Here is a 26823-nt window from a genome sequence, read left to right as displayed (position 1 = left end):
TTGATAAAAACGGAAGGAAGCCATGGCGACGGACAGGAAAAAGGCCAGCCAGTATTTGGCGCTTGCCAAGTCCTTCGCGCAGAACGAGTTCGTCATTGCGCCACGTAGCAAGAACATGCAGTTTATGCTTGACTGGGGCATCGGCTTCGAGACTGCTAAGGACATTGTGCTGGGGTTGAAGACTTGCGATTACGTAGACGGGCCTTGCGTCGATGACAAGCACCTGCCCGGCAGAAATGACGTGTGGGTATTCGGGAAGACGCTTCGATGCGATGGTCAGGACGTCGAAACCTACATCAAGGTCACTCATTTGAAAACTGCAGGCGGACTCGGATGCCTGTGCATTTCATTCCATGAAAGCGAGCGACCGTTGGTTTATGTATTTGGAGGTGAGCAACGTGAGGTCTATCTACTGCCCTAGGTGCGACAGCAGGGTTGATGCTGAGGTGACCGAAGCGGTGGTTCCCCTTGCCGTGAGAAAAGTCGACGTGCGCGCTCGCCAGCTTCGGGCGGTCTGTCCGCATTGCGGTGAGGCAATCGCTGACGAGGAGATTTCCCGTTCGAATCTGGAGTCTGCTTTTGCCGCCTACCGCGCAGAGGAAAAGCTGCTGTCTCCTCGTGAGATAGGGGAGTCATACGCGAAATACGGCTTGACTCAGAAGTCGTTCGCCGCGCTCTTGAACCTTGGCGGCGCGACCTTGAGCCGGTACGAGCATGGCGCGTTGCAGACGAAGCAGATTGACATGGCGATAAGGCAGGCGAGCCAGCCCGAGAACATGCTTGCATTGCTCAATGAGCACGACGGCAAGATCCCGGCGAGCCAAGTCGAATCCGCTCGCAAAAAGGCCCTCGCCCTCTTGGCGGACGAGGCTGACGATCATGTCTTTGCGGGAAGCTCGGTTGGCAACTTCCGCCTGCTGCTGTCGGAAGAACCTCCTTCCGAACGCAACGGGTTCAGGAAGCTTGACTGGGGCCGTGTCGTTCAGATAGCTGTCTACATGGCGCAGCATTGCGCAAACCTCGGTCGCACGAAGCTGAACAAAGCTCTGTTCTATGCGGATTTCTCGTGCTTCGCGGATACGGCCTGCTCTATGTCGGGGCTCGTATACGCGCATGCCACGCATGGGCCAATCGTGGATCAGTATGACGTGGTTTTCGGGCAGCTGGTCAGGCAAGGGCATCTTCTCGAAGGGTCGGCTTCGTGCGGTCCGTATGAAGCGACAGTGTTCAAGACGGGGGAGGAGTTCGATCCCGGCCTGTTCACGAACCAGGAGCTTCGCATCCTTGAGAGGGTCGCTGAGTTTGTGAATGGCTTCGGCACGGCGAAAGAGCTCAGCGAGTACAGCCACCAGGAGAAGCTTTGGGCGGAAAGCGGTGACGGCATGCTGCTTTCCTACCTCGATGCATATGAGCTCAACAGCCTCGAGCAATTCGTCTGAGCTTAGCGCGCGGCCGTCGTAATTCCCCTTCCTCAAATGCTATCTTTTTGGTTGCAAAATATGATGTTTCCGTCGCGCTTGGGCGCAGGTCGGGATGTTTGGGCTGATTGGCCGCTTGTTGTCGGCTAAAATGCGCAATGACACATGACGCGGGCGCATGCTCTGGGCGCTCGCATAAGGCAAGGAAGGTGGGATCGTGTTGGAGAACTTCGAAGCCAACACCTCAAGTTGCGACGACGGCTCGCGCGGGCAAGCCGCCGAGTACCTCAAGCGCGCCATGACGGCGGTCTCCGACGGGGACGCGGTTTTGGGCATGCACCTGTACATGGCGGCGTTCGAGGAGGCGGCGCACGAAAGCGACGCGCCCTCGGAGGACGCGGTGTTCGGGCTGAAGAAGGCGTGGGCGCTGGCCTGCTCGCACAAGGAGCGCTCGCTCGCCGAGTACATCTTCGAGCGCATGGAGCCCTACCTCACGCCTGACGAGGTGGCCGTGTGCTCAAGCGAGCTGCAGAACCTCGCGCTCGACAAGCTCGAGGAGTACGGGCTCTCGCGCACCGAGCTCGAGGACATGGCGCAGATGATAACCGAGGACTTCCTGGGCCTCGACGCGCACGTGGTGAAGATCGACCACATCCTGAGTCACAAGATCCCCGCGGCTGGGCTCATGCTCGACGTGCCGGGCGAGCAGGCGGCCGTCGAGGAGCCTGACGCGTCAAGCGGGCAGGCCGCCCTTGGCGCGCCTGCGGAGCTTGCGGCTTCTGGGGCCCCGGCGGCTGGCGCCTCCGCGTCCGCGGCTGCGGTCGGCTCCGAACCCAGCCACGCGCTCGCGGCGTCCGAGGCCTCTGCCTCCGCGCCCGTTCCTGCCTCCGAGGCACCCGAGCCTTCTGAGCCCTCTGAGCCTTCCGAATCGCCCGCCGAGTTCTTGGCCAAGGCGGCCGAGGAGCTCAGCGCCAAGCTCGGCTTGGAGGAGCGCGTGCTCACCTACGACAACCTCGCCGGCTACGACTCGACCATCCAGGTCATGCGCGACTTCGGCATCGGCCTGCAGGACGACGCGGAGTTCCAGAAGTTCGTGGGGCTCATGAACGCGCGCCACGGCCTCGACCGCATGCCGGCGCTCGACACCCTGCTGTTCCGCTCCCCGGCGCGCGAGGACGCCAACCGCTTCGCGGAGGCCACGCTCGGCGAGCTCGAGCTGCCCACGCTGCGCATGCACATGGAGGAGAGCCTGCAGGGCATGCCGGTTCTGTGCGTGACGGTGCAGGCCAGCAAGGCGGTGAAGATCAGCACGCTGCGCGACGCGTTCGCGTCCGGCGGCGTCCTCCTGCTCGAGGACCTCGACCTGTGGAGCTCGCCCATCGCCGAGATGAACGAGGAGTCGAACAACTTCCTCATGGCGCAGCTCACGCGCGGCGCGCGCGAGGCCGTGAGCCTCATCAGCTGGGCGGTTGACAACCCGGACGTGTACGTGCTGGTCACGTCGGCGACGAACTCCGAGATCGACAGCTTCTTCCTCGATCTGCTTGAGCCGCTGACGCTCGTGGACATCGACTTCCCCACGCCCGAGGAGCGCATCGACATCTGGATGGACATCGCGCGCGAGCACCCGTCCATGCGCGGCGTCAACCGCGCCGACCTCGTGCGCCTGTCGGCCAACATGCCGCGCTTCGACATGTACATGGCCGCGCGCGAGGCGCTCGAGGACGCCTACAAGACGGGGCTCATGATGCGCCGCTACCAGCCGGTCACGCGCGACAACCTCTTCGACAAGCTGGCGGCCTACCAGCCGCTCGACTCGACCGAGTACCACGAGCTCGAGGAGGCGGTCATCCGCGACTTCCGCGCCGACCTCTCCCACATCGACGACCTCCTTCGGGGCGAATAGGGGAGGTGCGCGGTGGACATCACGCGTCGGTGCGATTACGCATGCCGCATGCTGCGGGCCGTGTGCACGGGCCAGGGGCGCATCTCGGTCGCCGAGATCGCCGAGTCGGAGGACATCCCCTACGCGTTCGCGCGCAGCATCCAGCATGACCTGGTGAAGGCGGGCTTTTTGCGCACGGTGCGCGGCGCGCGCGGCGGCGTGTCGATGGCGCGCCCGCTCGAGGAGGTCACGGTGCTCGACGTGCTGCGGGCCGTCGAGGGCACGGTGGCCATCTCACCGTGCTCGGAGGACCCCGCGTACTGTCCGCGCAGCAGCTCGTGCGCCTACCACCGCGTGTGGTGCGGCGCCGACCGCCTGCTCGAGAGCTACTTCAGCGGCATCACGCTGGCAGATTTGTTTGGCGACGCCGTGGCAGCGGGCCTTGCGGAAGGGGAGGACGCGCCCGAGGCGGACGAAGCGGGCGAAGAGGCGGCGAAGGCGAATGCCGCGCGCTCGTCTGACGTGCCTGAGGCGGCGGAGGCGCCCGCGCATGCGTGAGGTCGCGTGGCCTGAGGGCGGCCTGCCGCGCGCCGAGTTCGTGGAGCGCGTGCGCGCGATGGGCGACGCGCACTACCGCGCGCTGCCGTGGCGGCACCTCGACGACGCGTACGCGGTGCTCGTGTCCGAGGTGATGCTGCAGCAGACGCAGGTGACGCGCGTGGAGAAGTTCTGGTGCCGCTTCCTGGGCGCGTTTCCCACGATTGACGCGCTGGCCGCGGCGAGCACCTCTGACGTGCTCGAACGCTGGCAGGGCCTCGGCTACAACCGCCGGGCGCTCGCGTTGAAGAAGGCGGCCGAGGTGTGCGCGGCGCGCTACGCCGGGCACCTGCCGCGCGCGTACGAGGAGCTTGTGGCGCTGCCGGGCATCGGCCCCGCCACGGCGGCCGGCGTGCGCGCGTTCGCCTGGCAGCTGCCGGGCGTGTACCTGGAGACGAACGTGCGCGCGGTCTTCCTGCACGACCTGTTCCCGCATGACGAGAAGGTGCCCGACCGCATGCTCATCCCGCTCGTGGAGGCGACGTGCCCGCCCGCGCCCGGCGGTGCGCTACCCGGTGGCGCGTCCTCAGACGCGTTACCCGACGACGCGCCCTCGGATGCCCTGTCCAGCCCGCGCAGCTGGTACTATGCGCTTTTGGACTACGGCGCGCACCTGAAGGCGACGGGGGCGAACCCCACGCGCAAGAGCGCGCACTACAAGCGCCAGTCGGCGTTCGAGGGGTCGCGGCGGCAGAAGCGCTCCTGGATCGTGCGGCGCGTGCTTGCGGCTGACGCCGACGAGGGCGTGCGCGCCGATGAGGTTCACGCCGAGCTTGACGCGGCGGAGCGCGCGTCGGGGCGCGACGGCGTCGACGAGGCGACGTTCGCCTCGATCATAGACGACCTTCTGTCGGAGGGCTTCTTCAAGCGCGCCGGCGACGTTTTGGTTCCGTAAGGGTTTCAGAAGGGAAGAAGGATGGGCTTCGTCGAGCTTCTCATGATCGCCGTGGGGCTGTCGATGGACGCGTTCGCGGTGTCGGTCTGCAAGGGCCTGTGCATGAAGCGCGTCAACTGGGCGCACGCGTTCGTGATTGCGCTGTTCTTCGGGGGCTTCCAGGGACTCATGCCGGTTGTCGGCTGGGCCTTGGGCACGCAGTTCGCCGCGCTCATCACGCCGGTGGACCATTGGATCGCCTTCGCCCTGCTCGCCTTCATCGGCGGCAAGATGCTGTGGGACGCGTTCCATGAGGACGATGAGGCGCAGGAGTGCCCCGCCGAGCCCAAGCTCGACCTGCGCGAGCTTGTCATGCTCGCCGTCGCCACGAGTATCGACGCGCTTGCGGTGGGGATCACGTTCGCGTTTCTCGGCGTGAACATCGTCGCCGCGGCGGCGATCATCGGCGTCACCACGTTCGCGCTGTCGTTTGCGGGCGTGGCTATCGGCAACCAGTTCGGCAGCCGCTTCGAGAAGCCCGCCGCCATCGCCGGCGGCGTCGTGCTCATCCTCATCGGCGTCAAGACCCTCCTCGAGCACTTAGAGATCATCTAGCACCGCCCGTTGGGGCCGGGGGATCGATTTCGGCTTCAGCGAGGAAGCTACCCGGTGGAGCAAGAAAGATTTCCCATGGCGGCTGGGCGGGTGTTGTGCCGCGCATGTGGCAAACGGCAGAGCGGGCGGAGGGGCGGTGCCTACCAAGCGAGTTCCGCAGCGACTGGAACAGCCCAGCGGGCTGTTCCATAAAGCGAGGACTGTTTGAGCGACTAGGCTCTGCCCCTCCGCCCGCTCGGACAAGCTGCCGGCATGGTGCGTCGTCCGGGCCCGCGCCTGCCGCTCGGACGATCTACTCCACCGGGTAGCTTCCGAGCACCTTCACTTCGCGCAGCTTCAGGCGCAGGCAGTTCAGGGCGGTCTGCACGGCGATGTCGTTCACGGATCCCTCGAACTCCACGAAGAACATGTAGTCGCCGAGCTGCTGCTTGGTGGGGCGCGACTGGATCATCGACAGGTTGATGTTCGCGTAGGCGAACTCCGACAGGATCATGTTGAGCGTGCCGGCCTTGTCGGCTTGGAGAAACAGTGCGAGCGTGGTCTTGTAGCGCTCGCCGACAAGCTGCGGCGCGCTGCCAGGGCGCCCGATGAGCGCGAAGCAGGTCTGGTTGCCGAAGTGGTCCTCGATGCCCATCTTCGCCACGCGCGCGCCGTGCAGCTCGGCCGCGAGCTCGTTGGCGATGCCGGCGATGCTCGCGTCGTTCGCGGCCAAGCGGGCGCTCTCGGCCGTGGAGGACACGGTGAGCGTGGAGCGGCCGGGCAGCCTCTCGTTGAGGTAGCGGCGGCACTGCGCGAGCCCCTGGGGGTGCGAGGCCACCGTGCGGATGTCCTCGAGCTTCGCGTCGGGGTGCACCACGAGGCAGTGGTGGATGTCGACCACCTTCTCGGCGAGGATGACCGCCGAGCTGCGGAACGCGAAGTTGTCGAGCGTGGCCGTGACGGATCCCTCGAGCGAGTTCTCCTTGCCCACCACGCCGAAGGCGGCGCGCCCGCGGTCGACGCAGTCGAACACCTCGTCAAACGACGCGCACTCCAGCAGGTCGGGGCTTTCGAAGCCCAGGCGCTCGGCGAACGAGCGGGCTGCCTCGTGCGTGTAGGTGCCGACGGGGCCGAGGAATGCGATGGTGCGGTCGATGCTGCTCATGACAGGTTGGCTTCCCTTTCGTGCGGTTGCGTAGGTTTGTGGAGGCGTGCGCCGCTGCGGCGCGTAAGCGCTGACTATATATGATAGCGCCTATGCGCTCGTGTGGGTGCATGACTTGCGGTGATGCGCGTGCCGGACGCTCGGGGATGTGCCCGGGCGCGTGCGCCCGGGCACCCCGAACGCGCCGCGCTCGTGCGCGGCGTTTCCCCTCGTTTTCCTGCGGATATGTTACGCATGGGAGGGCTCGTAACATTTTGATGCCATTGGCGGCTTCTCCGATGCTTTTTTGTGGTTTGGCGTTCACAAGTCCTTCAAATATGTGGAAAATGACTTCCGCATGTAAAGGACGAGGACACCTAGAGGAGGTGTACACATGGAAAATCAGGCCACGATTTCAGAATTCGACAGCATTCTGTCATCTCGCGGTGTCACCCGTCGCAGCTTCATGAAGCTCTGCGGTGCCGTCGCGGCTGCTGCGGGCCTCTCGCAGCTTGCCACGCCGCGCGTTGCGCAGGCGCTTGAGAAGTCTGTGATCGGCGCTACGAAGGGCGACCTGTATCCGGTCATTTGGATCGAGGGTGCATCCTGCACGGGCTGCACGGAATCCTTTGCCCAGATCGAGTCTCCTGACCCGGCGACGATCGTGCTCGACATGATCTCCCTGAACTACTCGGAGACGCTGTCGGCAGCTGCGGGCCACTCGATGGAGGAGGCCAAGGCTCAGACCATCGCAGCCGGTGACTACATTCTCGTGTACGAGGGCGGTGTGCTGGAGGGCTTTGACTACAACACGCTGCGCGTTGCGGGCGAGACCGGCAACGTGGCGCTCGAGGAGGCCGCTGAGCACGCCAACGCGGTGGTCGCCATCGGCTCCTGCGCCGTCAACGGCGGCTGGATGGCAGCCCATCCGAACCCGGCGGGCGCCCTGGGCGTCCAGCAGTACCTGCAGAAGGTCGGCATCACCACCCCGGTCATCAACATCCCGGGCTGCCCGGTCAACCCCGAGTGGCTCATGGCGGTGCTCGTTGACGTCGTGCTGCTGAAGGACCCGAGCCTCATCAAGCTCAACAGCTTCAACATGCCCGAGGGCATGTTCGGCCAGTCGCTCCATGACAACTGCGAGCGTCGCGGTCACTTCGAGAACGGCGAGTTCGTCTACGAGTTCGGCAGCGAGGAAGAAGCCAAGGGCTACTGCCTCTACCCGCTGGGCTGCCGCGGGCCCCAGACCAAGTCCAACTGCGGCGTGGTCATGTGGAACAACCGCCGCTCCTGGTGCGTGCAGGCCGGCTCTCCCTGCATCGGCTGTTGCGAGGCCAACCCGAACAACCCCGGCCAGAACTGGGTCGAGGTCAACACCCCGTTCTACAAGCGCCATCGCGACCTGCGCGTGGGCGGCCTGGTGTTCCAGCCCGGCACCGTCGCGCTCGCCGTCACCGGCCTGGTGGCTGCGGCGCTCGTGGTGCACGGCTTCGGCATGAAGAAGACCGGCCGCATGGACGGCGGCGCGGACTTCGAGACCATCCGCAAGTGGGACAAGGCGCATCCCGAGCAGTCGATCGGCACCTACGCCGACGCTGAGAAGGGCGGTCCTATCCTCGACGACGACGCGCTGTACGCGGCCAACGCCGGCCATGCGCGCCCGGTTCGCGGCAAGATCGCTGCCGACGAGTCCGCCGATTCGGCTGACGCAGAAGAAAACTAGGAGGTGAGCCTATATGACACGTTCTGTTATTGACCCGATTACCCGTATTGAGGGCCATCTGCGCGTGGAAATGGAAGTGACCAACGGCAAGGTCTCCGACGCGTGGGTGTCTGGAGGCTGCTTCCGCGGCATGGAGATGGTCGTCGAGGGCCGCACGCCCGAGGACGCCGCCCAGATCGTCCAGCGCATCTGCGGCGTTTGCCCGGTCTCTCATTCGCATGCGTCGACCATCGCGGCTGAGAAGTCCTACGGCATCACCATTTCCAACAACGCGCGCATCATCCGCAACCTCATCGAGGGCGCGCAGTTCCTGCACAGCAACATCCTGTGGTTCTACAACCTCGCTGCGCTCGACTACGTGAACCCCCTCAACGCGCTGAACGCCAACGTCGCCGACGTGTACGACCTGGCGGCCACGTACTACAACACCAACGAGGGCGAGGCCATCACCTCCACGAACACCGATTTCGTGGCGCTGAAGGAGAAGCTCACCAAGTTCGCCGCGAACGGCCAGCTGTCCATCTTCTCGGGCAACTGGTTTGACGCCGACGAGGGCACCGCCTACAAGCTCACCCCCGAGCTCGACCTGGTCTGCACCGCGCACTACCTTGAGGCGCTCAAGATGCAGGCGCGCTCCTCTGAGGTGGCTGCGCTGCTCGGCGGCAAGATGCCGCACGTCATGACCATCGTCCCGGGCGGCACGGCGTTCGTGCCCACCGAGCAGAAGCTCGATGACCTCAAGGCCATGGTCGACGAGATCTACAACTGGGTCTCCACCACCATGATCCAGGACACCCTGGCGCTGGCTCCGGCCTACAAGGATGGCCTGAACTGGGGCAAGGGCTGCGGCCGCTACATCGCTTGGGGCGTCTTCGAGGGCCAGGGCTGGCCGTACGGCGACGACTACATCGAGCAGATGAAGAACCGCTACCTGCCCATGGCCGTCCTCGACGAGAACCTGAAGATCTCCGACGTCGAGGAGAGCCTCATCACCGAGTACATGGGCCGCTCGTGGTACAAGGGCTCCGACACCTACACGTCGCCGTACTTCACCACCGAGCCGGAGTTCACCGAGTACAACGTGGAGGACCGCTACTCCTGGGTGAAGTGCCCCGCTTACGACGGCAAGCCTATGGAGGCCGGCAGCTTGGCCCGCATCCTCGCGGCTTACCAGCGCAAGGTGCCGTTCATCGTCAAGCACGTGGACGAGTTCCTGGTCAAGCTCGGCGCGGCGCTCGGCCTGCCCGGCGCGGCTCCGCTGTCCGCGGCTCAGTCCACGCTCGGCCGCACCGCCATTCGCCAGATCGAGACGCTCTACGTCGCCACCCTCATGAAGGAGTGGACCCTCGAGCTCATGGAGGCGGTCAAGTCGGGCGACTCCGAGTACTTCCGCAAGCCCCAGACCATCACGGGCGCGGGCACGGGCTTCTGGGAGGCCCCGCGCGGCGCGCTCTACCATTCCGAGAAGGTCAAGGACGGCAAGATCGAGGGCTACCAGATCATCATCCCGTCCACGTGGAACCTCGCTCCCATCAACGCCGAAGGCGTGCATGGCCCGCTGGAGCAGGCGCTCATCGGCATCCCGGTCGAGGACGTTGAGAAGCCCATCAACGCGCTGCGCACCGTGCACTCGTTCGACCCCTGCACCGCTTGCGCCGTTCACGTGACCGAGCCTGCCACGGGCAAGTCCTTCGAGACGGTTACGAGCCCTTGGGGGGTGAAGTAAGATGGCACATCTCGCACATTATCGTGAAGCCCATCCGATGCTGTTCGTGGTGACCCACTGGATCAACCTGGTCGCCATGATCGTGCTCATCATCACCGGCTTCAGCATCCATTTCCCGTTCTGGCCCCTGTTCATGGGCGTCGCGCGCGGCCTGCACGTGTTCTTCGGCTTCGTGCTGTTCCTGAACTGCGTGTTCCGCGTGATCGCGGCCTTCTTCGTGAAGACCTCCCCCACGGGCGGCACGCGCCAGCAGGTCAAGGACTACAAGACCTGGCTGCCGCAGAAGGACAACCGCCATCAGGCGCTCGAGTGGGTCAAGTACTACCTGTTCCTGCGCAAGACCCATCCGCTCGGAGCGAAGCTCGGCGTGCCGCAGAAGCTCAGCTACCTGCTCATCCCGCTGCTGATCGTTCTGATGTTCTGGACGGGCCTGTGCCTGTGGGCTCCCACCATGAACCTCGGCGCCACCTGGGCGACCACCACGTTCCTGGGCGGCCTCATGAGCGTGCGCATCATCCACTACTTCCTGATGTACGTGTTCATTGTGTTCATGTTCATCCACGTGTACCTGGCCAACGTCGAGGGCTTCGCGCCCACGGCTCTCATGTTCATCCACAGGGAGCATGGCGGCCTGGTGTACGATCCCGACACGCACAACATCGTCGGCGAGGACAACATCAAGCACTAAGCACCGCGCACAGCGCGTGTGACCTGAGGCGCCCCGCACCGCGGGGCGCCTTCTTTGCATGTGGGGCGGGCGGTGCCTCCCGCGTCCTGGGCGGGGTGGAGTCCTTTCCATATTGTCCTAGGCGGGGTGGAGTCCTTCCCGTATCATTCTGGAGTTGGTATCCTCCCATGTCATTCTGGAGTTGACGTCCTCCCGCGTCCTGGGCGGGATGGAATCTTCCCCCTCCCGTGTCATTCTGAGTATGAGAATCTCCCTCTTGTGTCATCCTGAGCGGGGCGAAATCCCTCCCATGTCATCCTGAGCGGGCGAAATCCCTCCCATGTCATCCTGCGTGCGTAAACCTTCCTCTTCCGTCATCCCGCGTGCGCGAATCTCTCTCTTCCGTCATCCCGCGTGCGCGAATCTTCCTCTTATGTCATCCTGAGCGAGCGCAGCGAGTCGAAGGATCTGGCCCCGAGTATGCCGCGCCCGCCTGCGCAGCCCGCCTGCGACCAGATCCTTCGACTCCGCGCCTGCGGGCGCTCCGCTCAGGATGACACGGGATGGGCGCCTGACGCGGGCGCTCCGCTCAGGATGACATAAGAGGACGACCTGTGCGGATTCCACTCTCTCGGGATGACACGGGAGGTGCCAGCTCTTCTCTCTCCACTCGCTCAGTGACACGGGAGGTACCAGCTCTTTTCTCCACTCGCTCAGTGACACGGGCGGGACTTAGGACGCGTGGGCGGGCGCTCCGCTTGTCGGCGGGTTGGCTCGGCGGGTTGGGTCGCAGGCGCCGCGCACGGCTTTTACGGTAGAGTGGGGGCAAAACGCAGAGCAAGGAGTATTCGCATGACGCTGACGGACGAGCAAATCAAAGAGGAGGAGAAGTTCCTCAAGGGGCTCCCGCGTTTCAACGTGGGCGCGTTCTTCCTGCCGCCCATCTGGGGGCCGGCGCATGGCATGTGGGTGTCTATCCTGTTCTACCCCCTCTGGCTGTTCGCTGACAACTCGTTCTACGCGGCATACTCCAACCCCTCGGTGTTGTCGATCACGCTTGCGCTGGTGGTGTTCGTCTCGCTGACGGTGGGCACCGTGGTGTTCGCCATCGTGGGACAGCCCTTCGCCGCGCATCGCGCCGAGCGTTTGGGCGTGAGCCGCGAGACGTATCTGCGCCGCGAGAAGATGTGGGCGGTGGGGTGCGTGATCGCCGGCGTGGTCATGCTGGCGCTGGCGACCTACTACAACCTGGTGATTCGCCCGACGCTGGGGGCGTGATCGCATGGGGGGCAAGCAGGCGGTGGTGTTCTGCGTGGGGAATCGCCTCATGCTGGACGAGGGCATAGGGCCGGCGGTCTACGACGCCGTGCTCGAGCAGTATGAGCTGCCCGACAACGTGCGGTTCTTCGACGTGGGCTGCATGTCGCTCGACATGCTGGGGTACGTTGACGAATGCGACCTGGTGCTCACGGTGGACGCCGTCGACGGCACGGGCGACGCGCCCGGCACGGTGTACCGCTTCCCGCCTGACGCCATGGCGCGCCACTCCGGCGCCATGCAGTCGCTGCACGACCTGAAGCTCGTCGACCTGTTCGACGCCGCGTCGCTTCTGGGCTACGAGGCAGAGGGCTTTTGCCTGGGGATGCAGGTGGAGAACATGAGCCCCGAGGAGTACGTGGTGGGCCTCACGCCGCGCGTCTACGAGGCGCTTCCGCTGCTCGTGGACGCGGTGGTGGCGGAGCTTGCGCGTCGCGGATTTCCGCTCGAGCGTAAGGTGTAGCGCGTCTGGTGTGCGCGGGCGGCGGGACGCGTGGGGCGTGAGGGCGTTTGGATGCGCAGCGTGTCTGGTGCGTGGGCGGCTGGGGACGCTCGGCACGCTGGAGCGCCGATGGCAAGGGCCGCTCGGCGCGCTGGAGCGCGTGGGAGGCCGGTGCGGCTGGGGACGCTCGGCGCGCTGCGGGCGGGCTTACGCCTTTCCGCGGCTCGGGCACAGCTCGCCGATGATGCAGTCGGCGCAGCGGGGGTTGCGCGCGCGGCAGAACTCGCGCCCGAAGTGCACCCACTGGTGGTTGATGTAGAGCCAGTCGGGCTGCGGGTAGATCTTGAGCAGCTTGGCCTCGGTCTTCGCCGGGGTGTCGTCGTTGCGCGTGGCGAACCCGAGGCGGTGCGCGATGCGAAACACGTGCGTGTCCACCGCGATGCCCTGCGGGTTTCTGAACGCCTCGCACATGACCACGTTGGCGGTCTTGCGGCCGACGCCGGGCAGCTTCTGCAGCGCGTCGACGTCGTTGGGCACCTCGCCGCCGAACGTGGTGAGCAGCGTCTGCGCGAGCGCCACGAGGTTCTTCGCCTTCGAGCGGAAGAACCCGAGTGAGTGGATGATCTCCTCGACGTCGGCGACGTTCGCGCCCGCCATGGCCGCAGGCGTGGGGTAGCGCGCGAACAGCGCGGGTGTCACCTTGTTCACGGCCGCGTCGGTGCATTGCGCTGAGAGCACCACGGCCACGGTGAGCTGGAACGGCGTGAGGTAGTCGAGCGAGCACGCGCCCTCGCCGTAGTGGTCGAACAAGGCGCGTTCGATGCTCGCGGCGCGCTCGCGCTTGGCGGTCATGGTCTCACGGGGCATGGGCTCTCCTGTCGGTTGCGGTACCGCTGGGGCGCTGTGCGAGTTTCGTTCGGTGCTTTTACGCATTCTACGCCAAGAAGGTGCGAGAAACACGCGATCTGATACCGAGCGGGTGTGCAAATCAGCTCAAATATAAGCTCAGCTTAACGTCGATCAGGGGTTTTCTGCATGGCAAGTTCGTTTGCGGCGTGCTTTTCTTCTTGCGGCGGTATCAGATCGCGTGTTTCTCGCGCCTTGCGAACCCGTTTCGTGCAATGGCGCTCTCTGGCGACTGCTCCAGGCGGCGCGCTCCTCCTTCGCCTTGGGCGTGCGCGCGGTGATGAACGCAGTCTTGGCCTCAGTGTATCTGTCGCGGTCGAACTCATAGCGCTTCCAGAGGCCGAGCTTCAGCTGCTCGTAAGCGCGTGCGACGTCGGGATGTGCTCTCAGGTGGTTCCTGAAGCAGATCTCATCGTCGTCTCCCCAGGTCCTCATGTGGAGGTGAAACACGCGCTCAGCGAGGCCGTGCGGCGTGTACCCCCGGTTGAGCGACACGCGCTGCGCGCCCTCCGCCATGATGAGGTAGCCCGCTGTGACGAGCGCGTTCTTGATGCGGGGGAACTCAGCGTGATCAGCCTCCAGGAGCATGTCGATGATCGGCTTCGCCCAGACGCCCTCGATCGCCGTGGTGCCGATGTGGCTGATTCGCATGGCGACGTCTTGCGGCATGAAGCTCAAGAGCGCTCCCTCTCCTGGCGAAACCATTCGCTCCAGTGTGGTTGATGGGGTGTGAGCCGTACGGGGAACAGCTGCCAGAGCTCCTCAAGGGACATCTGCGCCAAGTCAACCGGGCCAGCGGATTCATCTCGGCTGATGGGGGCAGTGCGGTCGATGAGGTCGGTCTGCGAGACTTGGTTGGCGGGGCCGGTGCGTTCGGCCTGCTCGCCTCGAATGGTCTGGCTTGCTCGGTCGGCTTGGTCAGCCCGCTCAGCCCGCTCAGCCTGTGCAGCTTGGTCAGCCTGTTCAGCTCGTTCGACTCGGTCATCCTGATGGGGCCGTTGCTTTGGCGCGTGTTGCGTCCCGAGTTTTTCGTCCTTGTCCGATGACGCGTCCATATGCGGTTTCCTCCCATGTGGCGACGTACCGTCTGCTTCCCTCGTAGGGAAGGTCTAGTCGGCGCCTGAGATCGGCTTTCCTCAGCGTATAGTCGTTGATGCTGGTTCGGTTGCTTTTCCCGAGCTTCAGGCGCAATGACCGGGCGATGACGTCAGTGGCGGTAAAGCTGTCAAGCTCATCGTTGGTGATGCCAACGACGAGCCATCCCATGGCGGCAAGCGCGTTGGCTCTCCTCGAGTCGCTGATGCGGCTGTCCTCGCCTTCGTGATGTTCCTTGCTCTGGTATTCTACATCGATCTTCTCGGCTGGCCAGCAGAGGTCACATCGAAAGCTGTTGCGGCTGGCGATGGCGCGCGCTTTTCTGGTCGCTTGAACGGTGTGGTTCATTTTGAAGCCGGAGAGCCCGTAGCCTCCGCATCGCGAAGGCAGGGCCAGCAGGATTGCCAGCTTGCTTTCCCTTGGCGAGGCCGAGTTGTCGGCGACGTATTGTAGAGCCCTCAGCGCTTTTCTTGCGCCGGGAAGCGCTGCGTTCGCTTGCGCACAGGAGACGAGGCGGCTCGTTTTCGTGAGGGGATTGAGCTGGTAGGAGCAGGTTCCGTCAACCCGGTTGCGCCAGTAGGTTCCGCAGAGCTCGTATCCGAGTTCGATGAGCTGCTCGAAGGGCAGGACGGTGCCCATTTGGACGAATGCGAGCTCGGGCGCAGCAACGAGACAGCTGCTGTCGAATGCGTAGAGAGACCCGCCCGAGAGCTTCTGGGTGCACTGGTGAGGCTGGTAGTCCTTCGAGGGCTTGGGTCGCCGCTCGCCTCCGACGATGACGTGAAGGGGCTTCGTCAGGGCCGTGCGTGGGTAGGCGAGCGACAGGTCATCGCGTAGCGCGTCAAGCTCGCTTCGCGCTGGCGGACGGGAAGGCATGCGACGAACCCTCGACGCCTTTTCGAGCGATCGCATGCCGTCGGCTCTGAGGATCTGAAGTGCGGTGTCGAACCCTACGCAGATAGCGGGCTGATGCGTGTTGGAGGGTCGTGTGGGCATGGGGCCTCCTCGTCGCCCTCATGAGGAGGATCTTGCAAGTTGAAAGCGCAATGTGGGCGTTTGCATTGGCTGGGCGGCTGCGGCGCGAGGCCGCACTTGCACTGGCTCCTTGATGAGCATGATTGTAGTATGGCAGGGGGCAAAATGCACGAAATGTTTTGCAACGTGCGAGAAACACGCGATCTGATACCGAGCGGGTGTGCAAATCAGCTCAAATGTAAGCTCGGCCTAACTCTGATCAGGGGTTTTCATTTTGTTGACGCGCTGGCATCAGGCGTTTTCTCTTGCGCGGGTATCAGATCGCGTGTTTCTCGCTGGTTAGCTTAGGCTAACGTGCATACTGTACGCTTGAGGGCTGATGTTTTGAGACGGACGGCGGAAGGGACGGTGGGAACGCGTCTCGCGGGAGGTCGTTCTTGACGAGATAGCCGTCAAGCTGCGACAAGCGATCGACATGTGGGTTCCCGAGGCTATCGCGGTGTTGGAGATGCTGCTCAACCACGGTCTCGGCGGCGTCACGCGACGCCTCATGAGCAAGCTCGGCTGTCCGTTTGTAGTACAATGTCAAAACCTTGTTGCCGCGCCTTGACGCGGCTTTTCGTGCTGCCCGAATGCGTGTGGAAGGATGCCGTCGATGCTCATAGACTCCCTGACGTTTGCGCTTGAGAAGGCGGGCTGTCTGGACGCGTTCTGGGGCAAGCTCGACGCAGGCGAGGACTCGACCCTCGGCGTGGCGTCGTCGGCGCGGCCGTTCCTGGTGGCGGCGCGCTTCGCCCATGCGCCGCAGCCGACGCTCGTGGTGGTGGCCGGCGAGGAGGCGTCGATCGCGTTCGCGCGCAACGTGGCGGCCTACCTGGGGGAGGAGCACGTGCTGCGCTTTCCCGATCGCACCGACTATCCCTTCGCGCCGAAGCCCGCCAACGCGCGCGTGGTGGCGCAGCGCATGGAGGCGGCGCATGCCCTGCGCACCCGGCGCGCCTGCGTGGTGGTGGCGAGCGCGCGCTCCCTCGTGCGCTGCCTGGCGCCGGCCGACGCGGGTGTGGAGATGCCGGTGGCGCTGCAGGTGGGATGCGAGCTTAGGGACATGGGCGTCCCCGGCCTGTCCGAGCTCGGTGACCTGACGCGCGCGCTCGAGGCGCGCGGCTACGCGAACACCGGCGAGCTCGATGGCCCGGGCACCTTCTGCGTGCGCGGCGGCACCGTCGACGTGTTCCCCGGCAACCTCGTGTACCCCGTGCGCCTCGACTTCTTCGGCGACGAGCTCGACGAGATCCGCCGCATCGTGCCCTCGACGGGGCAGACCGTCGGCATGCTCGACGCGGTCGAGGTCTACCCGGTGCGCGAGTTCGCCTGCACCCCCGAGGCGCTCGCCCGCGCCCGCCGCAGCCTGCGGAAGGTGGCGCCCACGAACCCGGCTCTGCGCGACGTGCTCGAGAAGCTTGACGGCGGCCTGCGCTTCGACGGCGTCGACGTGCTCATGCCCTACCTCTACCAGAGCGCCGCCACGCTCGGCGACTACGCGGGCGCCGGCGTGCTCACCACGCTCATCGAGCCGCGCTCGCTCTTCGACGACGCACAGCACCTCTACGACGACCTCGCCGCGCGGGCGAAGGGGACGGGCATCGCGCTCGCGGGGCTGTTCGCCGAGCCGGCGCACGTCAGCTTCGGCACCGGCACGCGCGCCACCTACGTCTCGATCATGCGCGTGGGCGGCAGCATCGACGAGGAGCTGCCGGTGAAGCGCGTGGACGTGGCGGGCAACCCCGACAAGCTCTTCGGGAAGCTGCGCAACCTCATCGACGCCGGCTACACCTGCGTGTTCAGCGCGCCCGGCTATCGCGCGCGCGAGGACATGAAGCTCGCGTTCGTGGACCACGGACTGCCGATCCAGGAGCAACTCGAGGGGGAAGCACGCGAAGCTTCCGGCAGGGGCGGCGCCAAGAGCGGAGAAACGCGCGAAGCCGCCGGCGGGGGTGGCGCCGACGAGGGCAGAGCTCAGTCGCTCGGACAGTCCTGCTCGCACGGAAGCGCCGCAGGCGCTTCCGGCTCGTGCGGAACTCGCTTGGTGAGCGCCGCCCCCGCCGGCGCCGCCCCTGCGGGCGTTGTCCTTGCCAACAGCGTCCCCAGCGCCTCCAACAACGCTAGCTCGTTCACCCCCGGCGCCGCCGCCCCTGCGCACGCCTCCAGCTCTCCCAGCAGCGCCAGTTCGCATGCCCCTGACGCCAGGCATGCGAAGGCGGTGGCGCGCCGGAAGCTGTGGCGGGCGTGCGTGAACGTGGTCGACGCCGCCGTGCCGCTCGGCATGATCATCCCGAAGGCGAAGCTCGCCATCGTGTCGATCTCCGACACGCAGGGCACCCAGAGCGCTGCGCGCGTGCGCCGCACCGTCGACATCACCGAGGTTACGTTCCCGTACAAGCCGGGCGACTACGTGGTGCACGCGGGGCACGGCGTGGCGTTCTTCCGCGAGCTGGTGCGCCGCGAGATCGACGGCACGGCGCGCGACTACCTGCTGCTCGAGTACGCGCAGGGGGACAAGCTGTTCGTGCCGGTTGAGCAGCTCGACCGCGTGACGCGCTATGTGGGCCTCGAGGGCGCGAGCCCCCGCCTCACCCGCCTCAACACCTCCGACTGGTCGCGTGCGCTCGCGAAGGCGCGCAAGGCCACCAAGAAGCTCGCGTTCGACCTGGTGGACGTCTACGCGCGCCGCGCCGCCACGCAGGGATTCCGCTTCGCGGTGGACACGCCCTGGCAGCGCGAGATGGAGGAGGCGTTCCCGTACCAGGAGACGCCCGACCAGCTCGCCGCCATCGCCGACGTGAAGGCCGACATGGCGAGCGCCCGCCCGATGGACCGCCTGATCTGCGGCGACGTGGGGTTCGGCAAGACCGAGGTGGCCCTGCGCGCGGCGTTCGCGGCCACGCAGAACGACAAGCAGGTCATGGTGCTGTGCCCGACCACCATCCTCGCGCAGCAGCACTTCGCGAACTTCCGCGACCGCTTCGAGCCGTTCGGCGTGCGGGTGGAGGTGCTCTCGCGCTTCCGCACGCCCGAGCAGCAGGCCGCAGCGCTCGCGGGCTTCGCCGAGGGCGAGGTGAGCGTGCTCGTGGGCACGCACCGCCTGCTCTCGCGCGACGTGAACCCGCACGACCTGGGGCTCGTGGTCATCGACGAGGAGCAGCGCTTCGGCGTGGGGCACAAGGAGCAGATGAAGAACTTGCGCGAGACCATCGACGTGCTCACGCTGTCGGCCACGCCTATCCCGCGCACCATGCAGATGTCGCTGTCAGGCGTGCGCGACATGAGCCTCATCCTCACGCCGCCCGACGAGCGGCGCCCCGTGAAGGTGCACGTGGGGGAGTGGGATCCCGACGTGGTGAGCGCGGCCATTCGCCTGGAGCTCGCGCGCGGCGGGCAGGTGTACTACGTGAGCAACCGCGTGCGGTCGATCGACGACGCGGTGGCGCGCGTGCGCGCGGCGGCGGAGGAGGCGCGCATCGGCGTGGCGCACGGGCAGATGTCGCGCGAGGAGCTCGAGGGCGTGATGGAGGAGTTCGCGGCGGGCGAGCTCGACGTGCTCGTGGCCACCACCATCATCGAGAGTGGCATCGATAACCCGCACACCAACACGCTCATCATCGAGGACTCGCAGCGCCTCGGCCTCGCGCAGATGTACCAGCTCAAGGGACGCGTGGGCCGCTCGTCCACGCAGGCGTACGCGTACTTCATGTTCCCCGACAACGTGCCTCTGACCGAGGAGGCGATGGCGCGCCTGACGGCCATCGACGAGCACACCGACCTCGGCAGCGGCATGCGCATCGCCATGCGCGACCTGGAGATCCGCGGCGCGGGCAGCCTGCTCGGCGCCGAGCAGCACGGCAACATGTCCGCGGTTGGCTTCGACCTGTTCGCGCAGATGCTCTCCCAGGCGGTCGCCGCCACGCGCGAGGGCGACCTGGGCGCCGCCGACGGCTTGCCGCCGGCGCTCTCCGACATCACGGTGAACGTGCCGGGGCACACCTACCTGCCCGAGGAGTACGTGCCCGACGCCGACGAGCGCGTGCTGTGGTACCGGCGCATCGCGAGCGCGGCCACCGTGGCCGACGTGGACGCCCTGCGCGCCGATTTGGAGGCCAAGCGCCCCGAGATGCCTCCTGCGGCGGTGAACCTCATGGAGCGGGCGCGCATCAAGGCGTTCGCGAACGAACACGGCGTGAAGGTGGTGTTGGTGACGGGCGGCAGGCTGGTGGTCGAGCCCATCGTCCCGCCGCGCTCCCGGATGAAGGAGCTGCGGCGTGCGGGCGCGCGCTACCTGGAGGACAAGCGGAAGCTCACGCTGCCCTTGCGCTACTTCAAGCTGGAGGAGACCGACAACCTGCTGGGCCCGGTGCAGCGCTTCCTGAGCGAGATGATAGGCGCAGAGGCGGCGGAAGGCGACGCGGCAGGGGACGTGGCGCGCGCGAGCCAGCCTGTGGCGGAGAGCGCTCGGTCGCGCCGCGCGCCTGATGCGACGGCCTCCCAGGTTGCGGGTGGTGCTCATGCCGCAGGCAGCGCGCACTCTGCAGGCGGCATGCGTCCGCGCGTGGCGGTCGAGGCAATGCCGCATCCGCGCGAGGCGCGCCCGGCGAGCGCCCGGACAGCCCGCAAGGCGCGCGCCGTGGAGCGCGGCGTGGCGGCCAAGGAGCGTCTGGCCGAGAAGCGCGCAAGGCGCGCGCAGCGCGGGGAGTAGGCGCGCAGGTCGGCGTGCGGAAGGCTGTGGGTGATGCGCAGGCTGTGGCCCGCGCGCGGCCCGCACGCGGGCATGCGGGCACGTGGCTTCCCGCGTGCGCCTCGCTTCGGCAAGGCGGCGAAAAACAACACAATCTTTCTCACGCTTCGGTATTGCCTTACGTAATGTAGGGGCGTATAGTCCGCAGCATCTTAAAGCATGCGAAGAGAAGGGAGCCTGCCATGGCGGTATCGGCAACGTTGAACGTGCGGATCGACGAGGCGCTCAAGGAGCGGGGCAACCAGGTGTTCGCGCGACATGGCATCTCCACCACGACGGCGGTGCGCAAGCTCTACGAGTATGCCGACCGTGAGCAGGAGGTGCCCGCGTGGATGGTCGACCAGGAGGGAGATGAGTGCGAGAGGAAGCGCCGCCTGTTGCGCGAGTTGGTGGGCGCTATCCGCCTTCTTCCCGATCGGGAGGGGGCATGCGAAGACCCGCGTGAGTTGTACCGAAAGCACCTTGACGAGAAGTACTGCTTCGAGGGGGTGCGCGAATGAAGGTTTTGCTCGATACCAACGTGCTCGTTGACCTGTGGAGCGACACCGATGACTTCGAGTATTCATATCGAGCTTTTGACGTGGCAACGTACCTGGGCTTTGACGTCTGCATGACAGCCCTGTCCGCTCAGACGTTCGTCTATTTGCTGCCAGCTCGAAAGGTCGTCAGCCGTAAGGAAACCATGCGCATCTTCGAGAAGCTCCTCGACTACATCACCGTGCTTGACGTGACGGAGTCGGACTGCCGCACCGCCTGTCGGAATTGCTCGGGCGACTTCGAGGATGACCTCAACGCATGGTCTGCGTATCGCAACGGCGTTGACATCATCATCACGCGCGACAAGGCGGATTTCGCGAAATCCCCGGTGGCTGTCATGACGCCGCAGACGTTCGTCGGGCTCTACCAGCCGACGTGCCTTGAATACGAGATGGTGCCGTTCTGAGAATGCACGCAAAAGACATGCGGCCCCAGGTACTGCCTGGGGCCGCATGTCTTTTGTTCTAGGCGCAGGTTTGGCTCCTAGACCAGCTCGATGTGCTCGACGTCCTCGCGGGAGGACGCGCGGTAGAGGACGAACTTGTGTCCGATCACTTGCACCACGTTGGCGTCGACGCGCGCGGCCAGGTCGTTGGCTACGTCGCGGGTGTCGGCGCAGGCTGCGTCGAGCACGCTGCACTTGATGAGCTCGTGGGCCTCGAGGGCCTCGGACGCCTGCTTGGCCGTGCCGGCGCCCACGCCCTCCTTGCCGATGATGAGGGTGGCCTTCAGCGTGTTCGCCATGCTGCGAAGCTGTCGGATCTGCTTGCCGGTGAGGGGCTCTGCCATGGTGGGTTCCTCGTTTCTCGTGCGTGCGCGCCTGCGACGGCATGTGCCGCAGGCGCGCCATGGGATATCAGCCTGCTGTTTCGTCGGGATCCTTGCGCCCGATCGGGATCCCTGCCTCGTCGGGGCCCCTGCGTCAGCGGGCGCAGGTGGCGCACATCTTCGCCACCTTGCGGCCCGTGTCGTCGGCGACCTCCACGGTGTAGAAGCCCAGGCGGCGGCCCGATTTGTCGGCGTCGCACGTGGCGATGAGCTTGGTGCCCTTGGCGCCGCTCAGAAACTCGATCGTGTTGCTCACGGACACCGTGGGCGCTTCGCCGACGTTGCAGGCCACGGCCAGCGCGAAGTCGGCGAGCGTGAAGATGGCGCCGCCCATGACGCCGCCCATGGCGTTGTAGTGCACGCCCTGCACCAGCTCCATCTCGCACACGGCGTGCCCGCGGCGCGCCTCCACGATGCGGCAGCCCGCTGCCTCGGTGGCGAACTTGTCGCCGCTGAAAAACGCGGCGAGCTCCTCGAGCGTTGCGTTCTCGTCGATCATGGCGCACCTACTCCCCGAAGGCCACGGCCGCCACGCCGTCGATGCGGGCGAGCACGTCGGCGCGGTCCATGAGCACGATGCTCTCGAACAGAGGAGGCGACACCATGTTGCCGCAGACGGCCACGCGCAGGGGCTGGAACAGGTTCTTCGGCTTGATCTCGAGCTCCTCGCCCCGCGCGCGGCACTTCTCCTGGAGCGACTCGGCGTCCCAGGCGTTGCCTTCGTCGGCGAGCACGGCGCGGCAGGCGGCAAGCGCCTCGTCGGCGCGCGCGCCCTCCTTCTTCAGCACCTTGTTGAGCGACTTCTCGTCGAGCGTGACGTTGGGCCCCCAGAACAGGAAAGCAAGCTTCACAGGGATCTCGTTCAGGCGGCTCAGGCGCTCGATCACGAGCGGGTAGGCGCCGCGCGCGACCGCGGGCGTCTCGTCGGTTGCCGCGAGCGCCGCCTCCCACACGTCGGGGGAGACGCCCTCGCCAGGCACGTGCGTCTCGCGCGCCGCGGCGGCGAGCTCGTCTTTCGTGGGAGTGGGCACCACGGTCACGCCGGCGGGCACGCCCTCGCCCGCCACGCGCGCCGCCGCGAGCCACGGCCGGGCGGCGGCCGTCCACGCGTCGACGTCCATCTCGCGGATGTACACGCCGTTCATCCAGTCGAGCTTCGTCTCGTCGAACACGGCGTCCTTCTTCGTGATGCGGTCCAGGGAGAACTCGCGGCAGAGCGTCGCGCGGTCGATGATGGTGGTCTCCCCGTCAAGCGACCAGCCCAGAAGCGCGAGGAAGTTCACGAGCGCGTCGGGCAGGTAGCCGCGGTCGCGGTACTCCTCCACGTTGGTGGCGCCGTGGCGCTTCGAGAGCTTCTTGCCGTCGGCGCCGAGGATCATGGACAGGTGCGCAAAGGTGGGCACGTCGTAGCCGAGCGCCTCGTAGATGAGGATCTGGCGCGGGGTGTTGGACAGGTGGTCGTCGCCGCGGATGACGTGCGTGATGCCCATGTTGGCGTCGTCGCACACCACGGCGAAGTTGTAGGTGGGGCTGCCGTCGGTGCGCACGAGGATCATGTCGTCCATCACCTCGGCGGGGAAGGTCATGTGCCCGTACACCGCGTCGTCGAACTCGATGGGGCCGTGGTCCTTCGGCACGCGCAGGCGCCACACGTGCGGCTCGCCGGCGGCGATGCGCGCCTCCACCTCGTCAGCGGGCAGGTCGCGGCACGTGCCGTCGTAGCCGGCGTAGCCGCCCTGCTCGGCCTCGGCCTTCGCGCGCTTGGCGTCGAGCTCGTCCTTGGTGCAGAAGCACGCGTAGGCCGCCCCGCGCTCGCGCAGGCGCTCGAGCGCCGCGGCGTAGGTGTCCATGCGCTGCATCTGGAAGTAGGGGCCGGCGGCGCCGCCTACCTCGGGGCCCTCGTCCCAGTCGAGGCCGAGCCAGCGCAGGGCGCGCAGGATGATCTGCGTGTTCTCCTCGGTGGAGCGCTCGGGGTCGGTGTCCTCGATGCGCAGCACGAAGGTGCCGCCCGTCGCGCGGGCGAACGCCCAGTTGTAGATGGCGGTGCGCGCGCCGCCGATGTGGAGTTTGCCGGTGGGGGAGGGCGCGAATCGCACGCGCACGGGTTTGTTGGTCATGGGTGATGCTTTCTATCTCTCGTCGGTTTTCGGGTCGCGTCGCTTGAGCATGAGCAGCCCAAGGGCAAGTGACAGTATAGATAACGCGCATGAGGTGGCAAGCCACACGCCGCCCATCCCCATCCAAAATGCGGTGGGGTACATGCAGATGAGCAGCGAGTCGGAGGGGAACGTCCAGGTGCCGTCGGCGAAGAGGAGGCCGTGGAAGGCGGCGAAGAAGCCGTCGAAGCCGACGAGCGCCCAGAGGCCGAGCAGCGCGAACGCCGCGAGCGTGAGCGCGCCCGCCCACGTGAGCGCGCGGCCGACCGGGCGCGCGCCGAACAGGCGCAAGGTCGCCATCAGGCAGAACGCGGCGAGCACGGCGATGCCGAGCAGCGCGGGCGTGAAGCGCGCGATCACGTCGTTCACGTCGTCGAGGTGGGCCACGGCGTCGGCGGAAAGCACGTAGGACTCCGACGCGCCCGCGAAGGCGCCCTTGATCGCCTCGACGTCCGGGCGCCCGTCCGCGCCGGCCCCGTCACGTGCACTGGCGAGGTCGGGCGCGCCCGTGCCCGCGCGGCCCTCGGCGGCGGCCCGCTCGTTGATCTCCCAGAGCGCGTCGTAGAGGGCCTCCTCGTCGTGCTCGTCGACCGTGTAGCTGCGCGTGGCCTCCGCGGCGCGGATGAGCTCGTCTTGCGTGAAGGGCGAGATGTCAAAGGCGCAGGTGGCGCCGGCGAGCACCTGTGTGGTGACCGGCAGGCAGCACGTCACGAGCCCGCAGGCGAAGAAGGTGAGCGAAAGCGCGACGGCGCAGATGACGCTCAAGATGGTCTGCTGGGTCTTCGTGTTCATCTACAGCTCGACGCCACCTTCCATGTCCACGTCGACCCAGATGGTGGCCGCGGTCATGCCCTGGTTCTCCTTCGAGATGGTGGGCAGCGGCCCGAGGCGGCTGAACACGCCCGTGAAGGCGCCGTCGTAGAGGTACAGGCCGTTGAGGTTGTTGTAGAGCGCGGGCTCGCGGCGCACGTCGGCGTCGGGCTCCTCCTCGATGCGCGCGTCAGGCGGCAGCGTCTCGGTCTTGAAGGGGCGAATGTAGCGCTGCACGATGAAGGGGTAGCCTGCGCGCGCGTTCGCGAACTCGTCGATCAGGCGTTCCCACTCCTGCTGCGACACCTCGCAGCCCGCGTACACGTGGTCGGCGCCGTAGTGGTCGGACGGCTTGATGATCCACTCCTCCTTGTTGGCGCGGATCTGCGCGACGTTCACCGCGTCGTCGGAGAGGAACGCCGTGAAAGGCACGGTCTGCTCGACGAAGCTGATCTCGTCAGCGGTGAGGAACGCGCAGGTCTCGGGCTTGAACAGCACCTCGAAGATCTGCTTGTCATGCACGATGTGCCCCGCGAAGCTGCCGATGAGCGCCACCTTCTCGGCGCGCACGGCATCGATGAGGGCCTGGGACTCGTCCCAGTGGTCGATCACGTCGTTGGTGACGCACCGGCGCCAGATGGCGTCGACGCGCCCGCCGCCCGCGTCGCGCAGCACCTCGCCGTCGAAGGCCAGCTCGCGCACGTCGGCGACCGCGCACTCGACGCCGTGCTCGGCGAACAAGTCCGCGAACAGGTAGAACTCGTCGACCACGCCGTTTTCGAGGTAGTCGCAGATAGCCACGCGCGGCTTCTCCACGCGGTGCTCGTAGGTGGCGTAGATGCGCAGGAACGCCTCGACCCACGGCTCGAAGAGGTCGCAGCCGCGCACGCGGTGGCGGTCTGCGAAGGCGCGGAAGGCGGCCGTGTCAACCACGGAGTTCGTGATCTCGCGGTTCTCGTTCATGCCCGAGGAGCCGTCGCCGTTGAACTCGCAGAACTTGACGCGGTAGTCGTCCTCGTCGAGGAAGGTGTCGACGCGCGCGAAGGGCAGCAGCGCGTCGTAGCCGCGCGGCAGCAGGATGAGCTCCTCGAGGCGCTCGTCGAAGTCGAACACGCGGCGGTAGTCCGGGTCGTCCAGGTAGCGCTGCATCACCTTGCACAGGATGCGGTGCGCCGTCTCGGCGGTGCCCTTCATGGCGTCGTAGGTCTGCTGGTTGAACAGCCGCGGCACGAACGAGCAGTCCACCACGCGGTGGTGCACGATGGCCGTGGAGCTTCTCATGTAGGCGTGCGCGGCGCGGCGGCTGGGCACGTCGCCGTCGAGCTCGTCGATGATCTGGAAGTACTCGCGGGTGTAGTCGGCGTTCTTCGTCATAGGTCGCTCGCTTGTCTCGGGCGCGCGGGCCCGCGTTGGGAATGGGCGTAACGTGAAGTGTAGCACGCCGGGGCAGCGCCGGGGCAACGGGGCGCGGCCTTTCGGGGCGGCGTCCCTTCTGCCCTGCCTGCCCTGCGTCGCGCTGGGGGCGCTAGGACCTCGTGGTCAGCGCGACGCCGTGGCTCCGGGTGGCCTGGTCCACGATGTCGACCACCTGCTCGATGGGGAGGCTGCGGTCGCCCGTGAACCAGTGGATGAACACCGACAGCGTGCCCGCGATGTAGAAGTGCAGCAGGTAGTCGAGCCCCTGCTCGTCAACGGCGCCGCGGTCGGCGATGCTGGCGATCAGGGCTTTGCGGACGGGCTCCTTGAGCGCCTCGACCATCTGGTCGATGGACATCGACGAGATCACGTGCTGGTAGAGCGCGATGTCCTCCTCGACCACGGCCGCGAGCTCCACGAGCACGCGCTTCATGCTGAGCGTCGGCGCGGCGTCGGCGTCTGCGGCGGCGGGCGTCGAAATCGCGCGGGCCACCTTCTCCACGAGCACGTTGGCCTCCTGGTCGATGAGGTCGTCGATGGAGGAGAAGTGGAGGTAGAACGTCTTGCGGTCGATGTCGGCCTCGCGGGCGAGCGCGCTCACGGTGATCTTGCCGAGCCCCTTCTCGGAGAGCAGCTTGAGGAATGCCTGGCGGATGGCCTTCCGCGTCTTGACGATGCGCCGGTCGACCTTCTGCGTCGGCGCGGTTCCTAGGTAGGTGCTTGTCGGTGCCATGTGTCCCCTCTTTCTTGCTATCTGTCCATTAAACCACAACATGCGATATTGTCCACGCCGCGTTTCGGTCCGCGTCGCGCTTCGCCGCGCTTCGCCGGCGGGCTCGATGCGCCTTATTCCGCAATGGTTCTTGCGCAAGGCACGTGTTTGCGTATACTGTCTGTTTGGCTTCGCGTGGCTGCGCTCTGCGG

The 26823-nt window shown here is 66.2% G+C and carries 24 protein-coding genes; 14 read left to right on the top strand and 10 right to left on the bottom strand.

The features are described from left to right. Positions 1-22: 22 nt before the first annotated feature. From G7Y50_RS05145 to G7Y50_RS05120, 6 genes are all read left to right on the top strand, one after another. Positions 23-421 carry a type II toxin-antitoxin system MqsR family toxin gene (locus tag G7Y50_RS05145; RefSeq protein WP_165055663.1) on the top strand — a complete coding sequence of 133 codons (399 nt, stop codon included), beginning with the start codon at positions 23-25 and terminating at the stop codon, positions 419-421. After that, the gene (locus G7Y50_RS05140; protein WP_165055661.1) at positions 399-1439 is read left to right on the top strand and encodes a type II TA system antitoxin MqsA family protein; all 1041 of its coding nucleotides are present in this window, start codon (positions 399-401) and stop codon (positions 1437-1439) included. Before G7Y50_RS05145 ends, G7Y50_RS05140 begins: the two co-directional genes overlap by 23 nt. Before the next feature lie 196 nt (positions 1440-1635). Next, positions 1636-3324, top strand: coding sequence for a ribonucleotide reductase subunit alpha (locus tag G7Y50_RS05135; RefSeq protein ID WP_165055659.1), 1689 nt, complete (start codon positions 1636-1638; stop codon positions 3322-3324). Positions 3325-3336: 12 nt separating this feature from the next. Further along, positions 3337-3861: an Rrf2 family transcriptional regulator gene (locus G7Y50_RS05130; protein WP_165055657.1), complete on the top strand. Its 525-nt coding sequence runs from the start codon at positions 3337-3339 to the stop codon at positions 3859-3861. After that, positions 3854-4795, top strand: a complete 942-nt coding sequence (locus G7Y50_RS05125) for an adenine glycosylase (RefSeq protein ID WP_165055655.1) — start codon at positions 3854-3856, stop codon at positions 4793-4795. Before G7Y50_RS05130 ends, G7Y50_RS05125 begins: the two co-directional genes overlap by 8 nt. Before the next feature lie 21 nt (positions 4796-4816). Continuing rightward, positions 4817-5389, top strand: coding sequence for a manganese efflux pump MntP family protein (locus tag G7Y50_RS05120; RefSeq protein ID WP_165055652.1), 573 nt, complete (start codon positions 4817-4819; stop codon positions 5387-5389). A gap of 292 nt (positions 5390-5681) precedes the next feature. Here G7Y50_RS05120 and pheA read toward each other — a convergent pair whose 3' ends face one another. Continuing rightward, a complete protein-coding gene (gene pheA / locus G7Y50_RS05115; RefSeq protein ID WP_165055649.1) occupies positions 5682-6533 on the bottom strand; it encodes a prephenate dehydratase in 852 nt (283 codons plus the stop codon). Between the two features lie 373 nt (positions 6534-6906). On the opposite strand from pheA, the gene G7Y50_RS05110 reads away from it, so the two are divergent. From G7Y50_RS05110 to G7Y50_RS05090, 5 genes are all read left to right on the top strand, one after another. Next, positions 6907-8235, top strand: a complete 1329-nt coding sequence (locus G7Y50_RS05110) for a hydrogenase small subunit (RefSeq protein WP_165055644.1) — start codon at positions 6907-6909, stop codon at positions 8233-8235. 13 nt (positions 8236-8248) lie between these two features. Beyond that, positions 8249-9961 (top strand): nickel-dependent hydrogenase large subunit, encoded by a 1713-nt coding sequence (locus G7Y50_RS05105; RefSeq protein ID WP_165055641.1) that lies wholly within the window; start codon positions 8249-8251, stop codon positions 9959-9961. A 1-nt stretch (position 9962) separates the two neighbouring features. Beyond that, positions 9963-10649, top strand: a complete 687-nt coding sequence (locus G7Y50_RS05100) for a cytochrome b/b6 domain-containing protein (protein WP_165055639.1) — start codon at positions 9963-9965, stop codon at positions 10647-10649. A gap of 831 nt (positions 10650-11480) precedes the next feature. Further along, positions 11481-11906, top strand: a complete 426-nt coding sequence (locus tag G7Y50_RS05095; protein ID WP_165055637.1) for a viscotoxin-A3 — start codon at positions 11481-11483, stop codon at positions 11904-11906. A 4-nt stretch (positions 11907-11910) separates the two neighbouring features. After that, on the top strand, positions 11911-12408 hold the full coding sequence (locus G7Y50_RS05090) for a hydrogenase maturation protease (RefSeq protein WP_165055634.1): 498 nt from the start codon (positions 11911-11913) through the stop codon (positions 12406-12408). Between the two features lie 186 nt (positions 12409-12594). Here G7Y50_RS05090 and nth read toward each other — a convergent pair whose 3' ends face one another. From nth to G7Y50_RS11905, 3 genes are all read right to left on the bottom strand, one after another. Next, positions 12595-13254, bottom strand: coding sequence for an endonuclease III (nth, locus tag G7Y50_RS05085; protein ID WP_165055631.1), 660 nt, complete (start codon positions 13252-13254; stop codon positions 12595-12597). 153 nt (positions 13255-13407) lie between these two features. Then, the gene (locus G7Y50_RS05080; RefSeq protein WP_241156527.1) at positions 13408-13962 is read right to left on the bottom strand and encodes a GrpB family protein; all 555 of its coding nucleotides are present in this window, start codon (positions 13960-13962) and stop codon (positions 13408-13410) included. A 312-nt stretch (positions 13963-14274) separates the two neighbouring features. Beyond that, on the bottom strand, positions 14275-15384 hold the full coding sequence (locus G7Y50_RS11905) for a DUF559 domain-containing protein (protein WP_206214770.1): 1110 nt from the start codon (positions 15382-15384) through the stop codon (positions 14275-14277). A 634-nt stretch (positions 15385-16018) separates the two neighbouring features. On the opposite strand from G7Y50_RS11905, the gene mfd reads away from it, so the two are divergent. The 3 genes from mfd to G7Y50_RS05055 all read left to right on the top strand — a co-directional run bounded on the left by mfd (position 16019) and on the right by G7Y50_RS05055 (position 21095). Then, positions 16019-20113 (top strand): transcription-repair coupling factor, encoded by a 4095-nt coding sequence (mfd, locus tag G7Y50_RS12025; RefSeq protein ID WP_241156524.1) that lies wholly within the window; start codon positions 16019-16021, stop codon positions 20111-20113. A gap of 221 nt (positions 20114-20334) precedes the next feature. Further along, positions 20335-20652 (top strand): type II toxin-antitoxin system RelB/DinJ family antitoxin, encoded by a 318-nt coding sequence (locus G7Y50_RS05060; RefSeq protein WP_165055627.1) that lies wholly within the window; start codon positions 20335-20337, stop codon positions 20650-20652. After that, positions 20649-21095 (top strand): PIN domain-containing protein, encoded by a 447-nt coding sequence (locus tag G7Y50_RS05055; protein WP_165055624.1) that lies wholly within the window; start codon positions 20649-20651, stop codon positions 21093-21095. Before G7Y50_RS05060 ends, G7Y50_RS05055 begins: the two co-directional genes overlap by 4 nt. Before the next feature lie 77 nt (positions 21096-21172). Here the strand turns inward: G7Y50_RS05055 and G7Y50_RS05050 are convergent, their stop codons facing one another. From G7Y50_RS05050 to G7Y50_RS05025, 6 genes are all read right to left on the bottom strand, one after another. Continuing rightward, a complete protein-coding gene (locus G7Y50_RS05050) occupies positions 21173-21478 on the bottom strand; it encodes a YhbY family RNA-binding protein (protein WP_165055620.1) in 306 nt (101 codons plus the stop codon). Positions 21479-21611: 133 nt separating this feature from the next. Beyond that, on the bottom strand, positions 21612-22016 hold the full coding sequence (locus G7Y50_RS05045) for a PaaI family thioesterase (protein ID WP_165055615.1): 405 nt from the start codon (positions 22014-22016) through the stop codon (positions 21612-21614). A gap of 7 nt (positions 22017-22023) precedes the next feature. Further along, positions 22024-23634, bottom strand: coding sequence for a glutamate--tRNA ligase (gene gltX / locus G7Y50_RS05040; RefSeq protein ID WP_165055611.1), 1611 nt, complete (start codon positions 23632-23634; stop codon positions 22024-22026). 12 nt (positions 23635-23646) lie between these two features. Continuing rightward, positions 23647-24465, bottom strand: coding sequence for a DUF1461 domain-containing protein (locus G7Y50_RS05035; protein ID WP_165055599.1), 819 nt, complete (start codon positions 24463-24465; stop codon positions 23647-23649). Beyond that, positions 24466-25857: a circularly permuted type 2 ATP-grasp protein gene (locus tag G7Y50_RS05030; RefSeq protein WP_165055595.1), complete on the bottom strand. Its 1392-nt coding sequence runs from the start codon at positions 25855-25857 to the stop codon at positions 24466-24468. It abuts the gene before it with no gap. A 151-nt stretch (positions 25858-26008) separates the two neighbouring features. Continuing rightward, positions 26009-26632: a TetR/AcrR family transcriptional regulator gene (locus G7Y50_RS05025; protein ID WP_165055591.1), complete on the bottom strand. Its 624-nt coding sequence runs from the start codon at positions 26630-26632 to the stop codon at positions 26009-26011. Between the last annotated feature and the right edge of the window lie 191 nt (positions 26633-26823).

Origin of the sequence: Adlercreutzia sp. ZJ176, assembly GCF_011038975.1 — a bacterium.
Lineage (GTDB): Bacteria > Actinomycetota > Coriobacteriia > Coriobacteriales > Eggerthellaceae > CAAEEV01.
Note: the sequence above shows the minus strand (reverse complement) of the source record. Positions and strands in the feature narration are given on the sequence as shown.

Excerpts from the sequence above, each read along its gene's own strand:
- G7Y50_RS05145 (WP_165055663.1), top strand. The coding sequence starts at position 23 with ATGGCGACGGACAGGAAAAAGGCCAGCCAGTATTTGGCGCTTGCCAAG.
- G7Y50_RS05080 (WP_241156527.1), bottom strand. The coding sequence starts at position 13,962 with ATGCCGCAAGACGTCGCCATGCGAATCAGCCACATCGGCACCACGGCG.
- G7Y50_RS05110 (WP_165055644.1), top strand. The coding sequence starts at position 6,907 with ATGGAAAATCAGGCCACGATTTCAGAATTCGACAGCATTCTGTCATCT.
- G7Y50_RS05030 (WP_165055595.1), bottom strand. The coding sequence starts at position 25,857 with ATGACGAAGAACGCCGACTACACCCGCGAGTACTTCCAGATCATCGAC.
- G7Y50_RS05050 (WP_165055620.1), bottom strand. The coding sequence starts at position 21,478 with ATGGCAGAGCCCCTCACCGGCAAGCAGATCCGACAGCTTCGCAGCATG.
- nth (WP_165055631.1), bottom strand. The coding sequence starts at position 13,254 with ATGCCCCGTGAGACCATGACCGCCAAGCGCGAGCGCGCCGCGAGCATC.
- G7Y50_RS05090 (WP_165055634.1), top strand. The coding sequence starts at position 11,911 with ATGGGGGGCAAGCAGGCGGTGGTGTTCTGCGTGGGGAATCGCCTCATG.
- G7Y50_RS05025 (WP_165055591.1), bottom strand. The coding sequence starts at position 26,632 with ATGGCACCGACAAGCACCTACCTAGGAACCGCGCCGACGCAGAAGGTC.
- mfd (WP_241156524.1), top strand. The coding sequence starts at position 16,019 with ATGCTCATAGACTCCCTGACGTTTGCGCTTGAGAAGGCGGGCTGTCTG.
- G7Y50_RS05035 (WP_165055599.1), bottom strand. The coding sequence starts at position 24,465 with ATGAACACGAAGACCCAGCAGACCATCTTGAGCGTCATCTGCGCCGTC.
- G7Y50_RS05125 (WP_165055655.1), top strand. The coding sequence starts at position 3,854 with ATGCGTGAGGTCGCGTGGCCTGAGGGCGGCCTGCCGCGCGCCGAGTTC.
- G7Y50_RS05055 (WP_165055624.1), top strand. The coding sequence starts at position 20,649 with ATGAAGGTTTTGCTCGATACCAACGTGCTCGTTGACCTGTGGAGCGAC.
- G7Y50_RS05105 (WP_165055641.1), top strand. The coding sequence starts at position 8,249 with ATGACACGTTCTGTTATTGACCCGATTACCCGTATTGAGGGCCATCTG.
- G7Y50_RS05120 (WP_165055652.1), top strand. The coding sequence starts at position 4,817 with ATGGGCTTCGTCGAGCTTCTCATGATCGCCGTGGGGCTGTCGATGGAC.
- G7Y50_RS05095 (WP_165055637.1), top strand. The coding sequence starts at position 11,481 with ATGACGCTGACGGACGAGCAAATCAAAGAGGAGGAGAAGTTCCTCAAG.
- gltX (WP_165055611.1), bottom strand. The coding sequence starts at position 23,634 with ATGACCAACAAACCCGTGCGCGTGCGATTCGCGCCCTCCCCCACCGGC.
- G7Y50_RS05100 (WP_165055639.1), top strand. The coding sequence starts at position 9,963 with ATGGCACATCTCGCACATTATCGTGAAGCCCATCCGATGCTGTTCGTG.
- pheA (WP_165055649.1), bottom strand. The coding sequence starts at position 6,533 with ATGAGCAGCATCGACCGCACCATCGCATTCCTCGGCCCCGTCGGCACC.
- G7Y50_RS05060 (WP_165055627.1), top strand. The coding sequence starts at position 20,335 with ATGGCGGTATCGGCAACGTTGAACGTGCGGATCGACGAGGCGCTCAAG.
- G7Y50_RS11905 (WP_206214770.1), bottom strand. The coding sequence starts at position 15,384 with ATGCCCACACGACCCTCCAACACGCATCAGCCCGCTATCTGCGTAGGG.
- G7Y50_RS05045 (WP_165055615.1), bottom strand. The coding sequence starts at position 22,016 with ATGATCGACGAGAACGCAACGCTCGAGGAGCTCGCCGCGTTTTTCAGC.